The organism is Pseudoalteromonas sp. NC201 (assembly GCF_002850255.1).
Classification (GTDB): Bacteria; Pseudomonadota; Gammaproteobacteria; order Enterobacterales; family Alteromonadaceae; genus Pseudoalteromonas.
This window is the reverse complement of record NZ_CP022522.1, coordinates 1,205,870-1,222,500: the sequence shown is the minus strand read 5'-3', so window position 1 is coordinate 1,222,500 and position 16,631 is coordinate 1,205,870. Positions and strand designations below refer to the sequence as shown.

The following is a 16,631-nucleotide window of genomic DNA, read 5'->3' as shown; positions in this document are numbered from 1 at the left end:
TAAGATTTCAAAGCTAAGTTTTACTCGACTACCAACTCGTTGGCTTATTGCTTTTCAGCGTAGCGCCCCGTGTCAGTGGGGTCGCATTATAGGGAGATCCGATTTTAGTGCAACCCCTTTTTTCATTAAAACTTATAAAAAAGGTTCATTCGAACAGAAAATACACAAAACCACTTAGAAACCACATTAATGCAACATTTTCTTCATAAAACTGTCACCAGTTTTCGCGAAGGGATCATAAGTATTGATCAAATTTGGGAGGATGCAAGATACAGTTGAAGAAATTTCCACCTGTATCTTGGTATTCAACTATCTATTCTTTTAGTAAAGAAGACTATATAGCTTTCGTCGATATGCTGAAGCAACACTATCGCCATCAGGAAGCGAAGCGATAATATCTAAAAATCCCTTTTTGGCTTCACCGTAGTTCATATCTTTCTTAAGCACCATAAGTAGGCTTGCCAATGCTTCTTCTTTTTTACCCACATCTAACTGAGCTTGAGCTAACTGACAACGTAAGTCTAATGAATCAGGTTCAGCTTCCACCGCTTGCTCTAGACGCTTTACCTCTGGTGAATCTTGTGCAGCCGCAGCTTGCGCCAATTTAGCGACTAAATTGTAGTAATATGGGTCTCGCTGTTCTTCATTTATAGAATCTAATAACGCTTGAGCTTCATCAAATTTTTGAATTTGCATGCAGATATCCGCAAACACCAACTTAACCCGAGTGTTACTACTGTCAATGTCGTATGCCTTCTTCGCATAACCAAAGGCATTATTTAGGTCACCGCTTGCGAGGAACTGCTTCGCTTGATCAAGTAAAATAACTTCAGGTGATGGTAAATGCTCAGACAAAGCTTCTTTTATTTCTTCTTCTGTTTTTGCCCCTGCCAGCATATCTACTGGCGCACCACCTTTTAAAATCACAATCGTTGGCAAAGCTTGTAAACCAATTTGCTGAGCGAGTTGAGATGCCAGCGCTTGTTGGACATCACAATCAATAACGCCTACGGTTATATGCTCACTATAAGCTGCCGCTATCCTCTCCAATATTTGGTCTTGCTGAACACATTCAGGATTTTGATTGCTATAAAAGGTCAGCAATAACACTTTCTCTGGATTTGGATCGGTTATTACTTGCTGAATGTTTTCAGGGGTTAGTTGGATTTTATTGCTCATATTCTATTTTCTGTCTGAGTAATTAATATGGTTGATATAGTGACACTATCTGAATTTACAACCAAGCCAAGAAAACAATTATGCAGAGCTTGGCTTTCTCTTTCGGGTAAATTTCCCCTTTCTTGCACCACGCTTTTTAAATGCAGGTACAGGAACACCTTTCAGTGCATTCGTATTGATAGACTGAGCGCCGTCAATAAATCCACCTAACTCATCACAAAGCGGTTGCATAAATTGATTATACGACGTTTCCTTATTGGCGATCTTTCCGAGCAATGACTCCCAGAGCGCAGTTCTATCTGGTAATGAAAGTGACTCAGGTAGGGTTTGAATAAATGCCTTTCCCAGCGCCGTAGAATATATCGTCTTACCTTCTCGTCTAAGAAACTGCCGTCTAAACAAAAGCTCAATAATTCCGGCCCGCGTCGCCTCAGTACCAAGCCCATCAGTGTCTTTCAATACCTTTTTGATAGATTGATCGGAAACAAACCGTGCAATACCTGTCATTGCACCTAATAAGGTAGCTTCAGTGTAATGCTTTGGCGGCTGAGTTTGTTTTTCTTTAACTTCACCTTTCTCGCATAAAAGTTGCTCTCCCACCTGTAACTCCGGCAATAGGCTTTCTTTCTCTACCTCATGACCTTTAAACAGTATCTTGAATCCTTGATCTGTTATTTGCTTCGCTTGTGCTTTGAATTGACCACCACTAATCTCCAACTCCACTTTAGTTTCGTTGTAGCGGTAGGGGTGAAAGAATTGCGCAAGATACTGTACAGAGATGAGTTGATAGACCTGTAACTCTCTATGCCCAAGCTGAGCACTGCGGAGCTTTTTAGTGGTTGGAATGATAGCGTGATGCGCTTCTACCTTTTTATCATTCCAACACGCTCCTTTTAGATTCATGTCAGCTAACTTAATAAACTTACTTTCTATTCCCTGATTGTGCTCGGCAGCCGCAATGACTTGCTCTCTTTCAACAAAATGTTCTTGTGGTAGATAACGGTTATCTGATCTAGGGTAAGTGATCAATTTATGATTCTCATAAAGTGCCTGACAAATATCCAACACTTGCTGAGCCGATAAACCGTAGCGCTTATTTGCGTCAATCTGCAAAGAAGAAAGGTTATAGGGTAACGGCGGGTTTATCTTTTTTGGTTTTGTTTCAACCTTATTTATTGTTGCTTGCTTTTGACTGATCCGATCCGCAACGTTTTCGGCTAAGGCCTTAACCAGAACACGCCCATCTTCGTCCATATAGGGCTTACATGCTTCACTTGGTACCCACTTAGCTTCAAAAACACCCCAATTTGGTTTATTGATGTGTGCAATCACCTCATAAAATGGTTTAGATACAAAGTTCTCTATTTCTAGATCTCTTCTAACAACCAAACCAAGTACCGGAGTTTGCACTCTGCCAACCGACAAAACAGTATTCACTCCCGCTTTTTGCCCGGCCAACGTAAATGCTCTGGTTAAATTCATCCCAAATAGCCAATCCGCTCTAGCTCTTGCAAGTGCAGATACACTTAAAGGAACAAATTCTTGATTAGAACGTGTCGAAGCCAATGCCTTTTTCACAGCTTGTGGGTTTAAATCACTGATCAACAAGCGTCGGATCGTTGCTCTTTTCCGTTCAGGCAAGTTTACAAATTGAAATACTTCGTCCACGAGCAATTGCCCTTCTCTATCAGGATCTCCAGCATGGTAGATTTCATCGGCTTTTGTGAGTAACTTTTTTAAAGTGCTAAGCTGCTTTTTTGTTTTTGGCTTTGCTTTGAACTGCCATTGAGTCGGCACGATTGGTAGATCATGAAACTGCCATTTTTTGTATTTGACGTCGTAGTCTTCAGGTTCTGCTTGTTCCAACAGGTGACCTATACACCAAGAAACCACATCACCATTCGCGACTTCTATATAACCATCTTGTTTTTTATGTGGTTTTGGTAAGACATCGGCGATTGCTCGGCCTAAAGAGGGTTTTTCTGCGATATAGAGTTTCATGATTAGCTTAACTGTATATAGATACAGTTATCATAGTGAATTTTGACGAAAAACACCATAGCTGCAAAGAGACTGTCTCCAGTCTCTTTGCAAACCAACAAACTTACGTTCTTAATAAATTAAGTTGCTTGTGTTTTTGTTCGACTATCAGCGTCATTGAACTGGCTGCTTGCTCTACTTCATCTGCGAACTTCGAAAGCTCAGCAGCGGCATCTGAAATGCCCGTCGTATTCGTATTAATTTCTTCGGTAACCATACTTTGCTCTTCCGCAGCCGTAGCAATTTGTGTTACTTCGTTAGAAATGCTTGTCAGCTCAGCAACTAGCGTACTCATTAACCTAGCCGATTCTTGGCAATAACTCACTGCGTCTTCACCTAGCTGCACAGAGCTCTCAATGATCCGGCCTGAGTTCGCGACTTCACTCTGTAGGTTATCTATTAGTTTACTAATGTCGTCCGTCGATGCTTGTGTTTTTGACGCCAAAGCTCGAACTTCGTCGGCAACAACCGCAAAGCCGCGCCCTTGCTCCCCCGCCCTTGCCGCTTCAATTGCTGCGTTTAAGGCCAGTAAATTAGTTTGTTCTGCAATGGCTCTGATCACTTCTAGTATTTTGGAAATATCATCACTGCGCTCAGATACCTTCACGACCGCTTGTTTCGCATCAATAACTTGATCCGCCATTGATTGCACCGTTTCGGTCGTTTTAATGATGCTTTGTTCGCTTTGCTGAACTTGATCTGCGGCCTGATTCGTACTTGCAGCCGCTTTTTCCGATGCCCGAGCCACCTCTGAAGCAGTTGCACTGAGTTCGTTAATTGCAGTAACTACGCTATCTATTTCTAAGTGCTGATTAGCGACTTTGTTTTTGATGTTTATCGCGGCTTCTGTTGTTCGATGCGACTGCTCGTAGGAAGATTCAGCAAGACCTTTGAGGTCATCAATCATCTTTCGTAGTTTATCAGTAAAGCGGTTAAAGCCATGTGCCAAGGCAATCAACTCAGCATGATGACTCACTTCTAGTTCATGCGTTAAATCGCCTTCGCTAGAAGCTAAGTTCTCTACCCGCTCCTGAATATGCGTAAGCGGGCCGATAATTGTGTTCACTAATACCACCGCAATGGCAATGCCAATAACAGCAATAACAATACCGATAATGAGCATCCAGCGACCAACGGAGTTTGTCGACTCCTCCAGCTGACTTTGCAGCGTTGTGGCAGAACTAAGTGCAATTGCCTTAGGTAGTTCGATTACTAGAGACCAAGTGGTGTTTGGTAACGCAATTTTAATCGGTACCGCTACGACTAAGTCTTCACCAAGCTCTTTAATCCCAGAACCTGTGTGCAGCGATTTTAACACCTCAGCCCTATCTGACTTTGTCGACTCAGCAAGTGGGCGGGCTAAATTCTTGTAGTGACTAGAACCCACAACAAGACCCAACTCACTTAACAAGGTTACCTTAGCGGCTCCTGAGTAAAGCGAGTTTGAGAGCTCGTCGACCATGGTTTGGAAAATCGGCAAATTTACATCCACGCCCACTAAGCCTCTAAATTGACGATTGACCACGACTGGTGTGGTCAATGAGGTCATCAGCATTTTGTTGCCCGGAGAAATTTCATATAAATAGGGCTCCATGATACACGGCGCTACTTTATCTTTTGCGCACAGATACCACTCGGCTTCTCGTAGGCCAAACTCATTGATTGCATCGGCATATTTTTCTTCTGCCGACTCAACTTTTTGTTGCATCGGACCATTGGCTTCTTGAGTAAAGTAGAGCTCTAAGGTACCAGCGCCCGGCACAGAGTGACTCGAACCACCTTGATTACTGGCATCATTGCCATCGTAACCATTCGGTTCAAACTGTGCATACATAGAAGACACAAAGCGATTTTGCTTTAGCGCACCATTGACAATTTCTTGCACTTGTTCACGGCTCAGAGGATCCTGCTCGGCGGTATGAGATAGTACACCCGCCAAAGTATAAGGAACACGATAGGCTTCATTGATAAAGCCAGCCACACGTTGCCCATATTGATTGCCTTTAGCGATAAGACCTTGGGATATTTCATCATAAATCGCTTGTTGGACCCCTTCACTTTGCTTGGTATTTTCTGCTGCAAGGTGAAACCACATTGTTGTCACTAATATAACAACCAAACTCGTTACTAATGCTGTTACAAAGAATAAGAGTTTGTTTTTAATCGAAGCTTGTTTCATAACATTCCCAGTTTTTAGACTTAGTATGCAAACAAATTGCACTGCACGTTCATCATCAACTTGATAAAACGAGTGACCCCTATTTTTATCGGCGACTATGAAGTCTTTTTTAACTGTAGCAAAAAATTTAATAACGTACTGAAATTTATGATGCTTGAGTGGGATTATTTAGGGAATAAATTATAAAGTGATGGGTAAAAAAATAGCGCCGAAGCACTATTTTTTTATCTTGTCTTTGCCTGTCGTCTTTTCATTACTCGGCAAGCGGTGATGTATTGCTGACTTAATCAGCATATATCCAGAAATAGGGGCAGTGAGCAGCAAAAATATTGAAATCAAGATTTCCTTTACACTCACACCATCAGTCGTGGTACTAAAATACACCATTGCCGAGGTCAATAAGCACGCCATTCCAAGCGTTGTGGCCTTTGTAGGACCGTGGAGACGCATAAAAAAGTCAGGCATTTTCACAAGACCAATAGAGCCTATCAATACAAACGCACCACCTAACAGTAATAAAATGGAAATTATCCATTCCGACATATCGCTCTCCTATTCTATGATGTCGCCGCGTAGCAAATACTTACATACCGCAACCGTACTTACAAAACCAAGCATTGCTATTAATAATGCGGCTTCAAAGTACAATGCAGTTCCCATACTCATTCCGTAAAGAATAATAAGCGCAATGGTATTTATGTACATGGTATCGAGCGCTAAAATTCTATCTGGAATTGAAGGTCCAACAACCAAACGCCAAAGATTTAGCAAAAGTGATACACCTATCATCGCAAAGACAATAAGAATTACAGTTTCTAGCATTCAAAAATCTCCTTCAATGGCGCTTCATAACGAGATTTAATAGTATCAATCAACGCTTGCTCATCCGTAAGATCTAACACGTGGATCAATAAGTATTTACGTTCTGGTTTTTCGCCGCTTTTTTCAGACTCAGGCCAAGGGTATACCTCAGCACTTACGGTGCCAGGAGTTAAAGATACCGTGCTGGCTAAAATAGTGATTGGCATAGCTTGATCTATATCGAGCGGCACCAACACGAAACCGGGGCGCAATTTCTTCGTTGGTCCTAAGATCTTTATCGCAACCTCAACGTTGGCGGTAATGATATCGTAAAGTACCAAAAGCAAATGAGTAAACGCACGCCATGGCTTAATGATCAGTGGCTGCTTAGTTCTAAACCGATAGGTAATAAGCGGGATCACAATCGCTAGAATAGTCGCGAGAATAATATGCCCAGCTGACACACTATTATTCATCAATAACCACACAGTAAATAGCAGTAAGCTGCGAAATGGAGTTGGTAGCCATTTAAACCTTGCTTCTAAACGCATCTATTTCGCTCCTTTTAACACAGCATTCGTCATGCTAGAAAAGTCGTGTAAAGAGTCGGCTGCCGACAATGCGTAATCAGTCAATGGACCGGCAAAAATCACCATTAACGGCGCACAAGTTATCAAGGTAAGAATTGCGATAATTTGGGCTGGGTGCGCTTTTTCTGCCGATTGTGTATCGACCTTACCTGTATGATGCCAAAACACTGTGCTACCAGCTTTTGAGACACTTACTAATACCGCTAAGCTTACTAACAAATACACCGCCCAAAACCAATACGTGTGACTCGACTCGATGGTCGACTTTAAGATCCATACTTTGCCAATAAAGCCTGATAACGGCGGCATACCAATCACAGTGATTGCCGCAATTGCAAACATGATGCCAAGTAACATAGGTTGAACTACTGGGCGACCCGCGGTGATCCTATCAGCGACTTTCCCCCTTTGTTTCCCCACTAAATCAGCAAGTAAGAACAAAGCAGCAGACACTAATGTCGAATGCACTAAATAGTAAATGGCTGCAGCGCTGCTATTTACCGTTTGTACGGCGACTAATGCCACTAGAGTGCCAACTGACACCACCACTAAATTTGCAGACAGCTTACGCAAATCTTGACTAGCAAGTACGCCAATCCCACCCATGACGATAGTCGCCAGAGCGAGCCACCATAGCCACTCTTGTGCCATATGACTTAATTCACCAGCTTGATCGCCAAAAATCAGTGTATACACACGCATCATAGAATACACACCCACTTTAGTCATAATTGCAAATAAAGCAGCTACAACAGGTAACGCGGTTGCATAGGTGTTTGGCAGCCATAGATGAAGCGGTAGCAAGGCACCTTTTAGCGCAAATACAACCAATAATAACAAGCCGCCAATTTTAGCAAGATAAACATCATCTCCTTGTAAGAAGGTGATCTTATATGCCATATCCGCCATGTTTAGGGTACCAAGCACACCGTACAAGATACCTAATGCAATCAAAAATACCGACGAACCTACTAGATTTAGGATCACGTATTGCAGTGAAGCACGGGTATTGTGCTTATCACCACCATGCATTAACAGCGCATAAGACGCTATCAACAAAATCTCAAAGAATACAAATAAGTTGAACGCGTCACCAGTTAAGAAGGCGCCATTTACCCCCATCACCAAAAAGTGCAGTAACGGATGGAAGAAACTTCCTCGTTCGTCGTCTCCGGCACAGCTATACAGCGAACACACAAAACACAACAAAGCGGTTAAGCTGACTAACAGAGTCGAAAGTTGATCAGCAACTAACACAATACCAAACGGTGCTTGCCAGTTACCAATCGCATAAACCTGAATGCCAGACTGCTGAACATGTAGTAAAAGTGAGGCACAAACTGCAAACGTAATTAGCGACATGAGTACTGAAACTTTACGCCTAATCGCTAAGTTCTTACCACACGGTGGCATCAGCAGGATCACCCCTGCCAACATAGGTAATAAAATAGGTAAAGAAGTCAAATGTTGGATCATGCTTTACCCTTTTTGTCAGGAACAATGCCATTTACATGGTCATTACCCAAATCAGAACGACCGCGAATAGCTAAGATCACGACAAATGCCGTCATCGCAAACCCGATAACAATTGCCGTCAATACCAAGGCTTGCGGCAGTGGATCTGCATACTCACTGCTATAACCAAGCACTGCAGCTTTGTTTAAGGTCAATCTACCCGATGCGAACAAAAACAAGTTGACCGCATAAGACAACATAGTTAAACCAAGAACAACAGGGAATGTTCTTGCTCGTAGAATCAAAAATACGCCACAGGCTACTAGCAAGCCCACGCACGATGCATAAAGCAATTCCATTAAATATTCACCTCTTCTTTGGGCGCATTTGCCGTTACTTTACCTAGGCTCGCCAAAATCATCAGCGTTGCACCTACCACGGTGATATAAACACCAAGGTCGAATGCGATGGCACTTGCCAGCTCAGTTTTACCTACCAATGGGATATCAAAATAATCAAACCATGAGGTTAAGAATGGTTTGCCAAAGAACCAACTTCCCACACCGGTTGCTAGAGAAATAGCGATACCCGTTGCGATAATCTTGCGGTAATTGACATCAAAGCGCTCTGCAATCCAATTCGAACCATGAGCAATGTATTGTAAAATAAAGGCTATCGCCGTGATTAGGCCCGCGATAAATCCACCACCCGGTAGATTGTGGCCGCGCAAGAAAATATAAACCGAGACCAGCAATGCCAAAGGCAATAAGCTTTGTGAAATACTTGCCAGCAGTAGCGGATATCTTTCTTTCGCCCAAGGTCTGCCTTCACTGTCACTGCCAGGCATAAATAATGGCAAATTAATCAGTAACTTATAAATCCCCAGTGCCGCAATACCCAGTACAGTAATTTCACCTAGCGTATCAAAACCACGGAAATCCACTAAGATAACGTTAACGACATTCGTCCCGCCACCGCCAACTTTGGCGTTTGCAATAAAGAACTCAGAAATACTATCCAATGGCCTTGTGATCAAGGCGTAACTGATACTTCCGATGATCACACCAATTGCTGAAGCAATACCCATATCACGGAGTACGCGAATAGAACTAGACTCCTTCGGCGTTCTTTGCGGTAAGAAGAATAACGCAAGCATCAACAGAATAATGGTCACTACTTCTACCGTTAACTGAGTAAGCGCCAGATCCGGTGCTGAGAAGCGCGTAAAGGCAACCGACACCATGAGACCAACAACCGAAATCATCAACAGTGCAACCATACGAGTACGATGCCAGATAACCGTGCCAATCGCTCCAATCATTAATAAACCAGCACCAATACCGTTATGTACGTCAATTGGCGTCGGCTCTAAATTACCCACTAACTGTGACATTTCAAACAATGGCCAGCCTGCACTCACCAGCACAACGATAAACATCAGCATCAGATAACGCTGTAACGAACCATTTTCTATTGCGTTTACACGCGCGCGACTCCAAGACACTATGTTGTACATAGTGCGTTCAAACGTTTTCTTAGCGTTCATCGGCGGTAATGAAGCTTGGAATTGGAATAGATATTTGCGCTGAGTATAAATTAATAAGCCACCACATACCGCAAGGCCACTCATGAGCAGTGGTAAGTTAAAGCCATGCCAAATAGCAACCTCAAAGGTTGGCGCAGCCTCCCCTAATACCGCACTTGATGCTGTCTTTAACATGCCATCAACGATAAAGTTAGGGAACATGCCGACTATCAAACATAAAGCGACCAAGATTTCGATTGGAAAACGCATATAGCGTGGCGCTTCATGCGGCTCCTTGGGTAAATCAATTGGATCTCCGTTGAAGAATACGTCATGAATAAATCGCGCCGAATACGCAACAGAGAATGCACCGGCGATTGTCGCCAAAATTGGAATCAACCACGACATAGAGCCCAGAAGTTGCTGGTGTAGCGTCTCGGCAAAGAACATTTCTTTTGACAAGAAACCATTAAGTAGCGGCACCCCAGCCATCGCAGAAGCGGCAACCATCGCAAGCGTTGCGGTATAGGGCATAAATCGCCACATACCGTTGAGTTTACGCATATCACGAGTGCCCGTTTCATGGTCGATGATCCCCGTCGCCATGAATAAAGAGGCCTTAAACGTTGCGTGGTTAATAATATGGAAAACCGCCGCAACAGTCGCAAGCTCAGTATCCAGACCAAGTAATAAAGTAATAAGGCCTAAATGACTGATCGTCGAAAACGCCAAAAGACCTTTTAGATCATGTTTAAATAACGCGATATAGGCACCAACGAGCAGCGTCGCTAAGCCAGTTAGGCCAACGAGAATAAACCACAGCTCTGTACCCGCCAGCGCAGGATAAAAGCGCGCCAGTAAGAATATCCCAGCTTTCACCATAGTCGCAGAGTGTAAGTACGCACTTACAGGTGTTGGTGCAGCCATCGCGTGCGGTAGCCAGAAATGGAATGGAAATTGCGCGGACTTGGTAAATGCGCCCAGTAGCACAAGGATTAACGCCACTTCATATAATGCATGGGATTGAATAAGCTCACGACTAGATAAAATCACATCCAGGTTATAACTACCTACAATATCTCCTATCAACATCAAGCCGGCAAGCAGTGCTAAACCGCCACCGCCAGTGATCGCAAGTGCCATTTTCGCCCCTTTGCGGGCCTCTGACTTATGCCACCAATAGCTAATAAGTAAAAATGAACTAATACTGGTAAGCTCCCAGAATAACCAAAGCTGTAATACGTTATTAGACATAACGATACCAAGCATGGCGGTCATAAAGAGCATTAAGTAAGCATAAAGTTTAGGCATGGAATCATTGCTGCTAAGGTAGTATCTGGCATAGAAGATAACCAGCATACCGATGCCCAAGATCATGAAAACAAACAGCAACGCAAGACCATCCAGTCTAAACGCGATGTTAATATCTAGAAGCGGAACCCATTCAAATGTGTACCGAATAGTCTCTCCTGCGAAAACGGCAGGAGCGAGATCAACAGCAAGTAAAATTGCCACTGCTGGCGCTACTAAGGTTATAGCAGTCGACTGATTACGAGAAAGCTTTCCCGTAAATGCAGAGATAAAACTGCCAATTAAGGATAGCAAGGGTATCCAAAATAAAGTCATAGATGAAACCTTTTATTTGCGTCGTTATGGCTCGTTTAGATTAATGTGACATTCCCCCTTCCAAGTTGGAGCGATCGGTACACATTAACCACACGTACATGAACCCTGTTATACTTGATTAGTGTTTGAGTTGTCTAGAGTTTCACTTTCTAGCTGATGCTATTTTAGCCAACCTTAACAAACTATTCAGAATAAGTTCAAAACTATTCAGCCGAATTAACCGCTATTTTATCTTCTAAACGTATTGAATTCAGTACTGCTAACCACCTTTGACGGTAATTTGCATCTAACTTAATTGATTGATATTCGAGCAAAGAGTGACTATTCGAGGGTTTATATGAGGAAAATTTACCTAACTCGCAGGTGCGACTTGGCACCCAATTGTTCGGTGCGTGGTCACCAACGTAAAGATTTGGTGCCTTTTGCCCTGAAGTCGCGCAAAGCCATTTTGCTTTTTTAGCTGGTACTGGGTATTCATCTTCAAAACCACTAAAGTGCATAAGCTCGTGTACCAGCGTGTTGTAAGTGCTGGTGGCGCTCAAAGTCATGTGCTTACCGCTGACATTAGCAAGCCCCTCCGTTGCCATAAACACCAAGTGATCGTATTTTGACAAGCCCTGCTCGTATCGTAAGTCGCACATTGCAAATCCCCTTTGCCTCTTACAACTAAGTTTGTTCGCCGCATATATCGGTTTAGATAAACAATATACGCCTTTGGCTGGCTCTGGTTGTTGCTCATAAGCATGTTTAAGCACTTGTAAACGCTGCAAACCATCTAAATTACTGGCGATTAATGCAAGATTAAACTGACAAGACGCACTTGAATGCTGACGCTCTGAGAGAGTCTGAAACAGTCTTAAATAGGGATTATTCAAAAATGTCGTAACAGGCTTTCCTTGCCACACCGCGAGCAACGAAGTGAGTTCTGGGTTTAACGCGTAGCGTTTTGAAAGCGCATAAAGCAAGTGATATCGGCCAAGTGATACTAACTGCTCGGACACTTGCTGACGCTGCTGACGATTCAAACGAGACCAAGTATCGAGTAAAAGCAGCTTAGTGCTATTTTTCTGTTGAGCACTCAAATCGCGCTGTAACCGTTCAAACTCCCAACTTGGTTGCTTTAGGCCTGCAATGGCTTTTACTAATTGTGCACTTGCTTGTGAGGGTAACACCTCAAGCGCCGGTGCAATGGCAAAATAGCTATTTGGATTGGCGACGACAAGTGCTGATTTTTGCGCGATAGAGAGGTGTGCATAATTAGGGCTGCTTGAAAACAGCAGCCCTATAAGCATAAAAATAAAAAGGTGTTTAGCTCGCGTCTTGTTCGTCATTCAACTGGGCAAGTAAATCAAGCTCAAGACGGGCGTATTTATGTTCTACAAACTCATATACATTGGTTGCCAATGCGAGCTTAAAATAGCTAATCGCAGAGGCTAAGTCCCCTTGCGTCTGATATTGCTTAGCCAGATAAAAATAGGCCTCACAGAGACGCTGCGCATACTCTTCTTGGGTGCTCACGCCCTCAGAGATCTGCGCAAGAAATGCTTCTTCAGATAAAGTCCCCAAATACAATGCAACTAACTGAGACGACCACTCGTCAGGATCTAATGCTTGGCTATTTGCCGCCAATGTCTGCTTAGCAAGCGCATCGTCTACTTGCTGCTGAGCAATATACAGCCACATAGCACGGTACGCATCTTTTGGAGCACGCGCCAAAAAGGCTTCAAAATCTTTTACAGCTAAATCGGCTCTTTCACCGTAATACAATGCGATACCACGATTTAAATAGGCATATTCATGTTGCTCGTCGAGCTCTAGCACAGCATCAAACATTTCATATGCCCGGCCATAATTTTGCTCTAGCGTTTGGTGAATACCTAGGAAGTTATATACTTCAGCGAGATCTGGCTTAATTTTTACGGCGCGATTGAAGTCAATACGAGCAAGGGTTTGCAAACCAATGCTATCGTACAGCATACCGCGATTGTATAGTAGCTGCGCGCGTTGCTCATTTGCCATATCCGGCTGCAAGAGTAACTCGTTAAATCGAGCAATGGCAATTTCATTACGGAAATTGGCTTGAAGTGGTACTGCAAGCGGAACATTTACAATGTTTTTAGTGGCCTCTGGCTGCGTGCTTTTACATCCTACCAGCCCCATTAGCACTAATGGCACAACTATTTTCGCTAACTTCATTTCCTTCCTCATTCAATGGCATTTGCCCGTTTAGAGTCTTTGCACAGGTATACCAACAATCTGATTATGTAACCTGAGGTTTGGATAAGGAATGTTCCAACTCATTGTTGCTAAAGCACAACTTAGTTTTCTCCTTGTCTAGCCAGAGAGCTTTAGGGAAAACAAGGCGAATTTACGCACCAATAGCTGGCTATTGGAAGTGAATTCAACGCAGTTAGCGCTAAAACTTTCTGCTAGAAAGGCATTAATTATCCGCAGCTCAGGTTATGTACTATAACTTTGCCTAGTTCTCTATTGACCAGATAAACTCAGTTTTGTTTCATCATTTTGAGTCAAACAGCATTAAAGCATAAAAAAAGGGGCTATTCAGCCCCTTTACACTTCTATTCTATGCAAAGCTTTGCAGAGATTACTCAGCGCCTTCTTCTTTAGGCTGCTCAGCTTTTTTCTCTTGTGCTTCTTTGATACTTAAGCGAACACGGCCTTGGCGGTCAACTTCAAGTACTTTAACTTTAACTTCTTGACCAACAGTTAAGTGATCTGAAACGTTATTTACGCGCTCTTCACTGATTTGTGAGATGTGCACTAGGCCATCTTTACCAGGAAGTACGTTTACAAACGCACCGAAGTCTACGATACGGATAACTTTACCAGTGTAAAGCGTACCAACTTCAAGTTCTGCTGTAAGCGCTTCGATACGTGAAATAGCAGCTTGTGCGCTATTACCATTCGTTGCAGCGATCTTGATAGTACCGTCGTCTTCAATTTCAATCGTTGTATCTGTTTCTTCAGTAAGCTGGCGAATTGTTGCACCACCTTTACCGATAACTTCAGCAATCTTCTTCGCAGGGATCTTCATAGTGTAGATACGTGGAGCGAACTCAGATAGCTCTTCAGAAGGTGCAGAAATCGCTTGGTCCATCACACCTAGGATGTGTAGACGCGCTGCTTTCGCTTGGCGAAGCGCGATCTGCATGATTTCTTTGGTGATACCTTCAATCTTGATATCCATTTGTAGTGCAGTTACACCGTTTGCTGTACCCGCTACTTTAAAGTCCATATCACCTAAGTGATCTTCATCACCAAGGATGTCAGAAAGTACAACGAAATCTTCGCCTTCTTTCACTAGACCCATCGCGATACCAGCAACTGACGCTTTAACTGGAACACCAGCGTTCATTAGCGCAAGTGAAGTACCACATACTGATGCCATTGAAGATGAACCGTTTGATTCAGTGATTTCAGATACTACACGTACTGAATATGGGAATTCAGCCAGTGTTGGCATTACTGCCGCAATACCACGCTTAGCTAGGTTACCGTGGCCGATTTCACGACGCTTAGGAGACCCTACAAAACCCGTTTCACCTACACAGAATGGAGGGAAGTTATAGTGAAGCATAAAGTGATGCTTGTGAGTACCAGTTAGGTCATCTAGCATCTGCGCGTCACGTTCAGTACCAAGGGTTGCTGTTACAAGTGCCTGAGTTTCACCACGAGTAAAGATTGCAGAACCGTGAGTACGTGGCAGTACACCCGTCATCACGTCTAGCGCACGAACCATATCTGGTTCACGACCGTCGATACGTTTTTCGCCAGCAATGATACGGCTACGTACAATTTTCTTCTCAAGTGAGCTGAATGTTTTACCTACCACTTGCTCGTCTAGTGACTCGCCTTCAGCAACTTCAGCGCCTAGCTTTTCAATGACTTCTGCTTTTGCTTCAGAAAGTGCTTCTTTACGTGCAACTTTGTCGGTAATACGGTAAGCATCACCTACTTTTTGCTCTGCAATTGCAGCGACTTTTTCAGCTAGTGTTAAATCTTTTTCAGGTGCTGTCCAATCCCATGCAGCTTTACCAGCTTCAGCGCGGAATTCTTCGATTGCTTTGATGATAGCTTGTGATTGCTCGTGACCATATACAACAGCGCCAAGCATTTCTTCTTCAGTTAACACTTCAGCTTCTGATTCAACCATTAGTACTGCGTTTTCAGTACCAGCAACAACTAGGTCAAGCTTACTTGTCTCTAGCTCTTTTAACGTAGGGTTAAGTACGTATTGACCATCGATGAAACCAACGCGCGCGGCACCTAGAGGGCCATTGAATGGAATGCCAGAGATAGCTAGCGCTGCTGAAGTACCAATCAAAGCAACGATATCTGGTTGGATCTCAGGGTTTACAGAAACCACTGTCGCGATAACCTGAACTTCGTTTACAAAGCCGTCTGGGAATAGAGGACGAATTGGACGGTCGATTAGACGAGCGGTTAGTGTTTCACCGTCTGAAGGACGACCTTCACGCTTCAAGAAACCACCAGGGATACGACCCGCAGCGTACATTTTTTCTTGGTAGTTAACCGTTAGTGGGAAAAAGTCTTGGCCAGGAGCCGCTTCTCTTCTTCCTACAACAGTAACAAGTACCGAAGTATCACCAATGCTTGCAAGTACTGCGCCGTCAGCTTGACGTGCGATAGCACCTGTCTCTAGAGTCACCGTGTGTTGACCTAGTTGAAATTCTTTAATAATTGCTTGCACAATATTTTCCTTACTAAATTGTTTTCAACGTCAACGGGGACCAATCACAGTCTTAAATAAACTCACCATAATTTACTTAAGCACTACAATTGGAAATCCGATTGACGCTTGTTTAAAAGTATTTTTAAACGGCTGTAAGTATACTGATAGAACAGCCACAAAAAAAGGGGCTAATTAGCCCCTTTTTTACTGTTGGATAAATTTCCAACAAGAAATCAAAAATATTAGCGACGTAGGCCAAGCTCTTTGATTAGTGCAGCATAACGGTCAACGCTCTTGCCTTTTAGGTAGTCAAGAAGGTTACGACGTTGGCTAACTTTACGTAGAAGACCACGACGTGAGTGGAAATCTTGCTTGTGGTTAGCGAAGTGACCTTGTAGCTTGTTGATGTCAGCAGTTAGAAGTGCAACTTGTACTTCTGGTGAACCTGTATCACCTTCTGCGCGTGCGAACTTTGCTACGATTTCTGCTTTTTCTTGATTGCTTAGTGACATAATAACTCCA

The 16,631-nt window shown here is 43.3% G+C and carries 13 protein-coding genes; all 13 read right to left on the bottom strand.

The features are described from left to right. Positions 1-321: 321 nt before the first annotated feature. The 13 genes from PNC201_RS05010 to rpsO all read right to left on the bottom strand — a co-directional run bounded on the left by PNC201_RS05010 (position 322) and on the right by rpsO (position 16,621). A complete protein-coding gene (locus PNC201_RS05010) occupies positions 322-1,179 on the bottom strand; it encodes a tetratricopeptide repeat protein (RefSeq protein ID WP_102056365.1) in 858 nt (285 codons plus the stop codon). Between the two features lie 78 nt (positions 1,180-1,257). Beyond that, entirely contained in the window at positions 1,258-3,180 is a 1,923-nt protein-coding gene (locus tag PNC201_RS05005; protein ID WP_102056364.1) for a DNA topoisomerase III, read from the bottom strand. A gap of 103 nt (positions 3,181-3,283) precedes the next feature. Next, positions 3,284-5,398 carry a methyl-accepting chemotaxis protein gene (locus tag PNC201_RS05000; protein WP_010607878.1) on the bottom strand — a complete coding sequence of 705 codons (2,115 nt, stop codon included), beginning with the start codon at positions 5,396-5,398 and terminating at the stop codon, positions 3,284-3,286. A 216-nt stretch (positions 5,399-5,614) separates the two neighbouring features. Next, entirely contained in the window at positions 5,615-5,941 is a 327-nt protein-coding gene (locus tag PNC201_RS04995; protein WP_010370840.1) for a Na+/H+ antiporter subunit G, read from the bottom strand. 9 nt (positions 5,942-5,950) lie between these two features. Beyond that, complete coding sequence (locus PNC201_RS04990; protein WP_010370838.1) at positions 5,951-6,220, bottom strand: K+/H+ antiporter subunit F; 270 nt, start codon at positions 6,218-6,220, stop codon at positions 5,951-5,953. Then, positions 6,214-6,750 carry a Na+/H+ antiporter subunit E gene (locus PNC201_RS04985; protein WP_102056363.1) on the bottom strand — a complete coding sequence of 179 codons (537 nt, stop codon included), beginning with the start codon at positions 6,748-6,750 and terminating at the stop codon, positions 6,214-6,216. The genes PNC201_RS04990 and PNC201_RS04985 overlap by 7 nt, the downstream gene beginning before the upstream one ends. Further along, entirely contained in the window at positions 6,751-8,265 is a 1,515-nt protein-coding gene (locus PNC201_RS04980) for a monovalent cation/H+ antiporter subunit D (RefSeq protein ID WP_010370834.1), read from the bottom strand. It abuts the gene before it with no gap. Further along, positions 8,262-8,603, bottom strand: a complete 342-nt coding sequence (locus PNC201_RS04975; protein WP_010370832.1) for a Na+/H+ antiporter subunit C — start codon at positions 8,601-8,603, stop codon at positions 8,262-8,264. The genes PNC201_RS04980 and PNC201_RS04975 overlap by 4 nt, the downstream gene beginning before the upstream one ends. Beyond that, positions 8,603-11,395, bottom strand: coding sequence for a monovalent cation/H+ antiporter subunit A (locus PNC201_RS04970; protein ID WP_017217780.1), 2,793 nt, complete (start codon positions 11,393-11,395; stop codon positions 8,603-8,605). The genes PNC201_RS04975 and PNC201_RS04970 overlap by 1 nt, the downstream gene beginning before the upstream one ends. Positions 11,396-11,598: 203 nt before the next feature. Further along, on the bottom strand, positions 11,599-12,726 hold the full coding sequence (locus PNC201_RS04965) for a hypothetical protein (RefSeq protein ID WP_102056362.1): 1,128 nt from the start codon (positions 12,724-12,726) through the stop codon (positions 11,599-11,601). Beyond that, positions 12,704-13,591, bottom strand: coding sequence for a lipoprotein NlpI (gene nlpI, locus PNC201_RS04960; RefSeq protein WP_010607873.1), 888 nt, complete (start codon positions 13,589-13,591; stop codon positions 12,704-12,706). The genes PNC201_RS04965 and nlpI overlap by 23 nt, the downstream gene beginning before the upstream one ends. A 409-nt stretch (positions 13,592-14,000) precedes the next feature. Next, positions 14,001-16,127 carry a polyribonucleotide nucleotidyltransferase gene (gene pnp / locus PNC201_RS04955; RefSeq protein ID WP_010370826.1) on the bottom strand — a complete coding sequence of 709 codons (2,127 nt, stop codon included), beginning with the start codon at positions 16,125-16,127 and terminating at the stop codon, positions 14,001-14,003. Positions 16,128-16,351: 224 nt separating this feature from the next. Continuing rightward, positions 16,352-16,621: a 30S ribosomal protein S15 gene (gene rpsO / locus PNC201_RS04950; RefSeq protein ID WP_010370825.1), complete on the bottom strand. Its 270-nt coding sequence runs from the start codon at positions 16,619-16,621 to the stop codon at positions 16,352-16,354. Positions 16,622-16,631 lie beyond the last annotated feature (10 nt).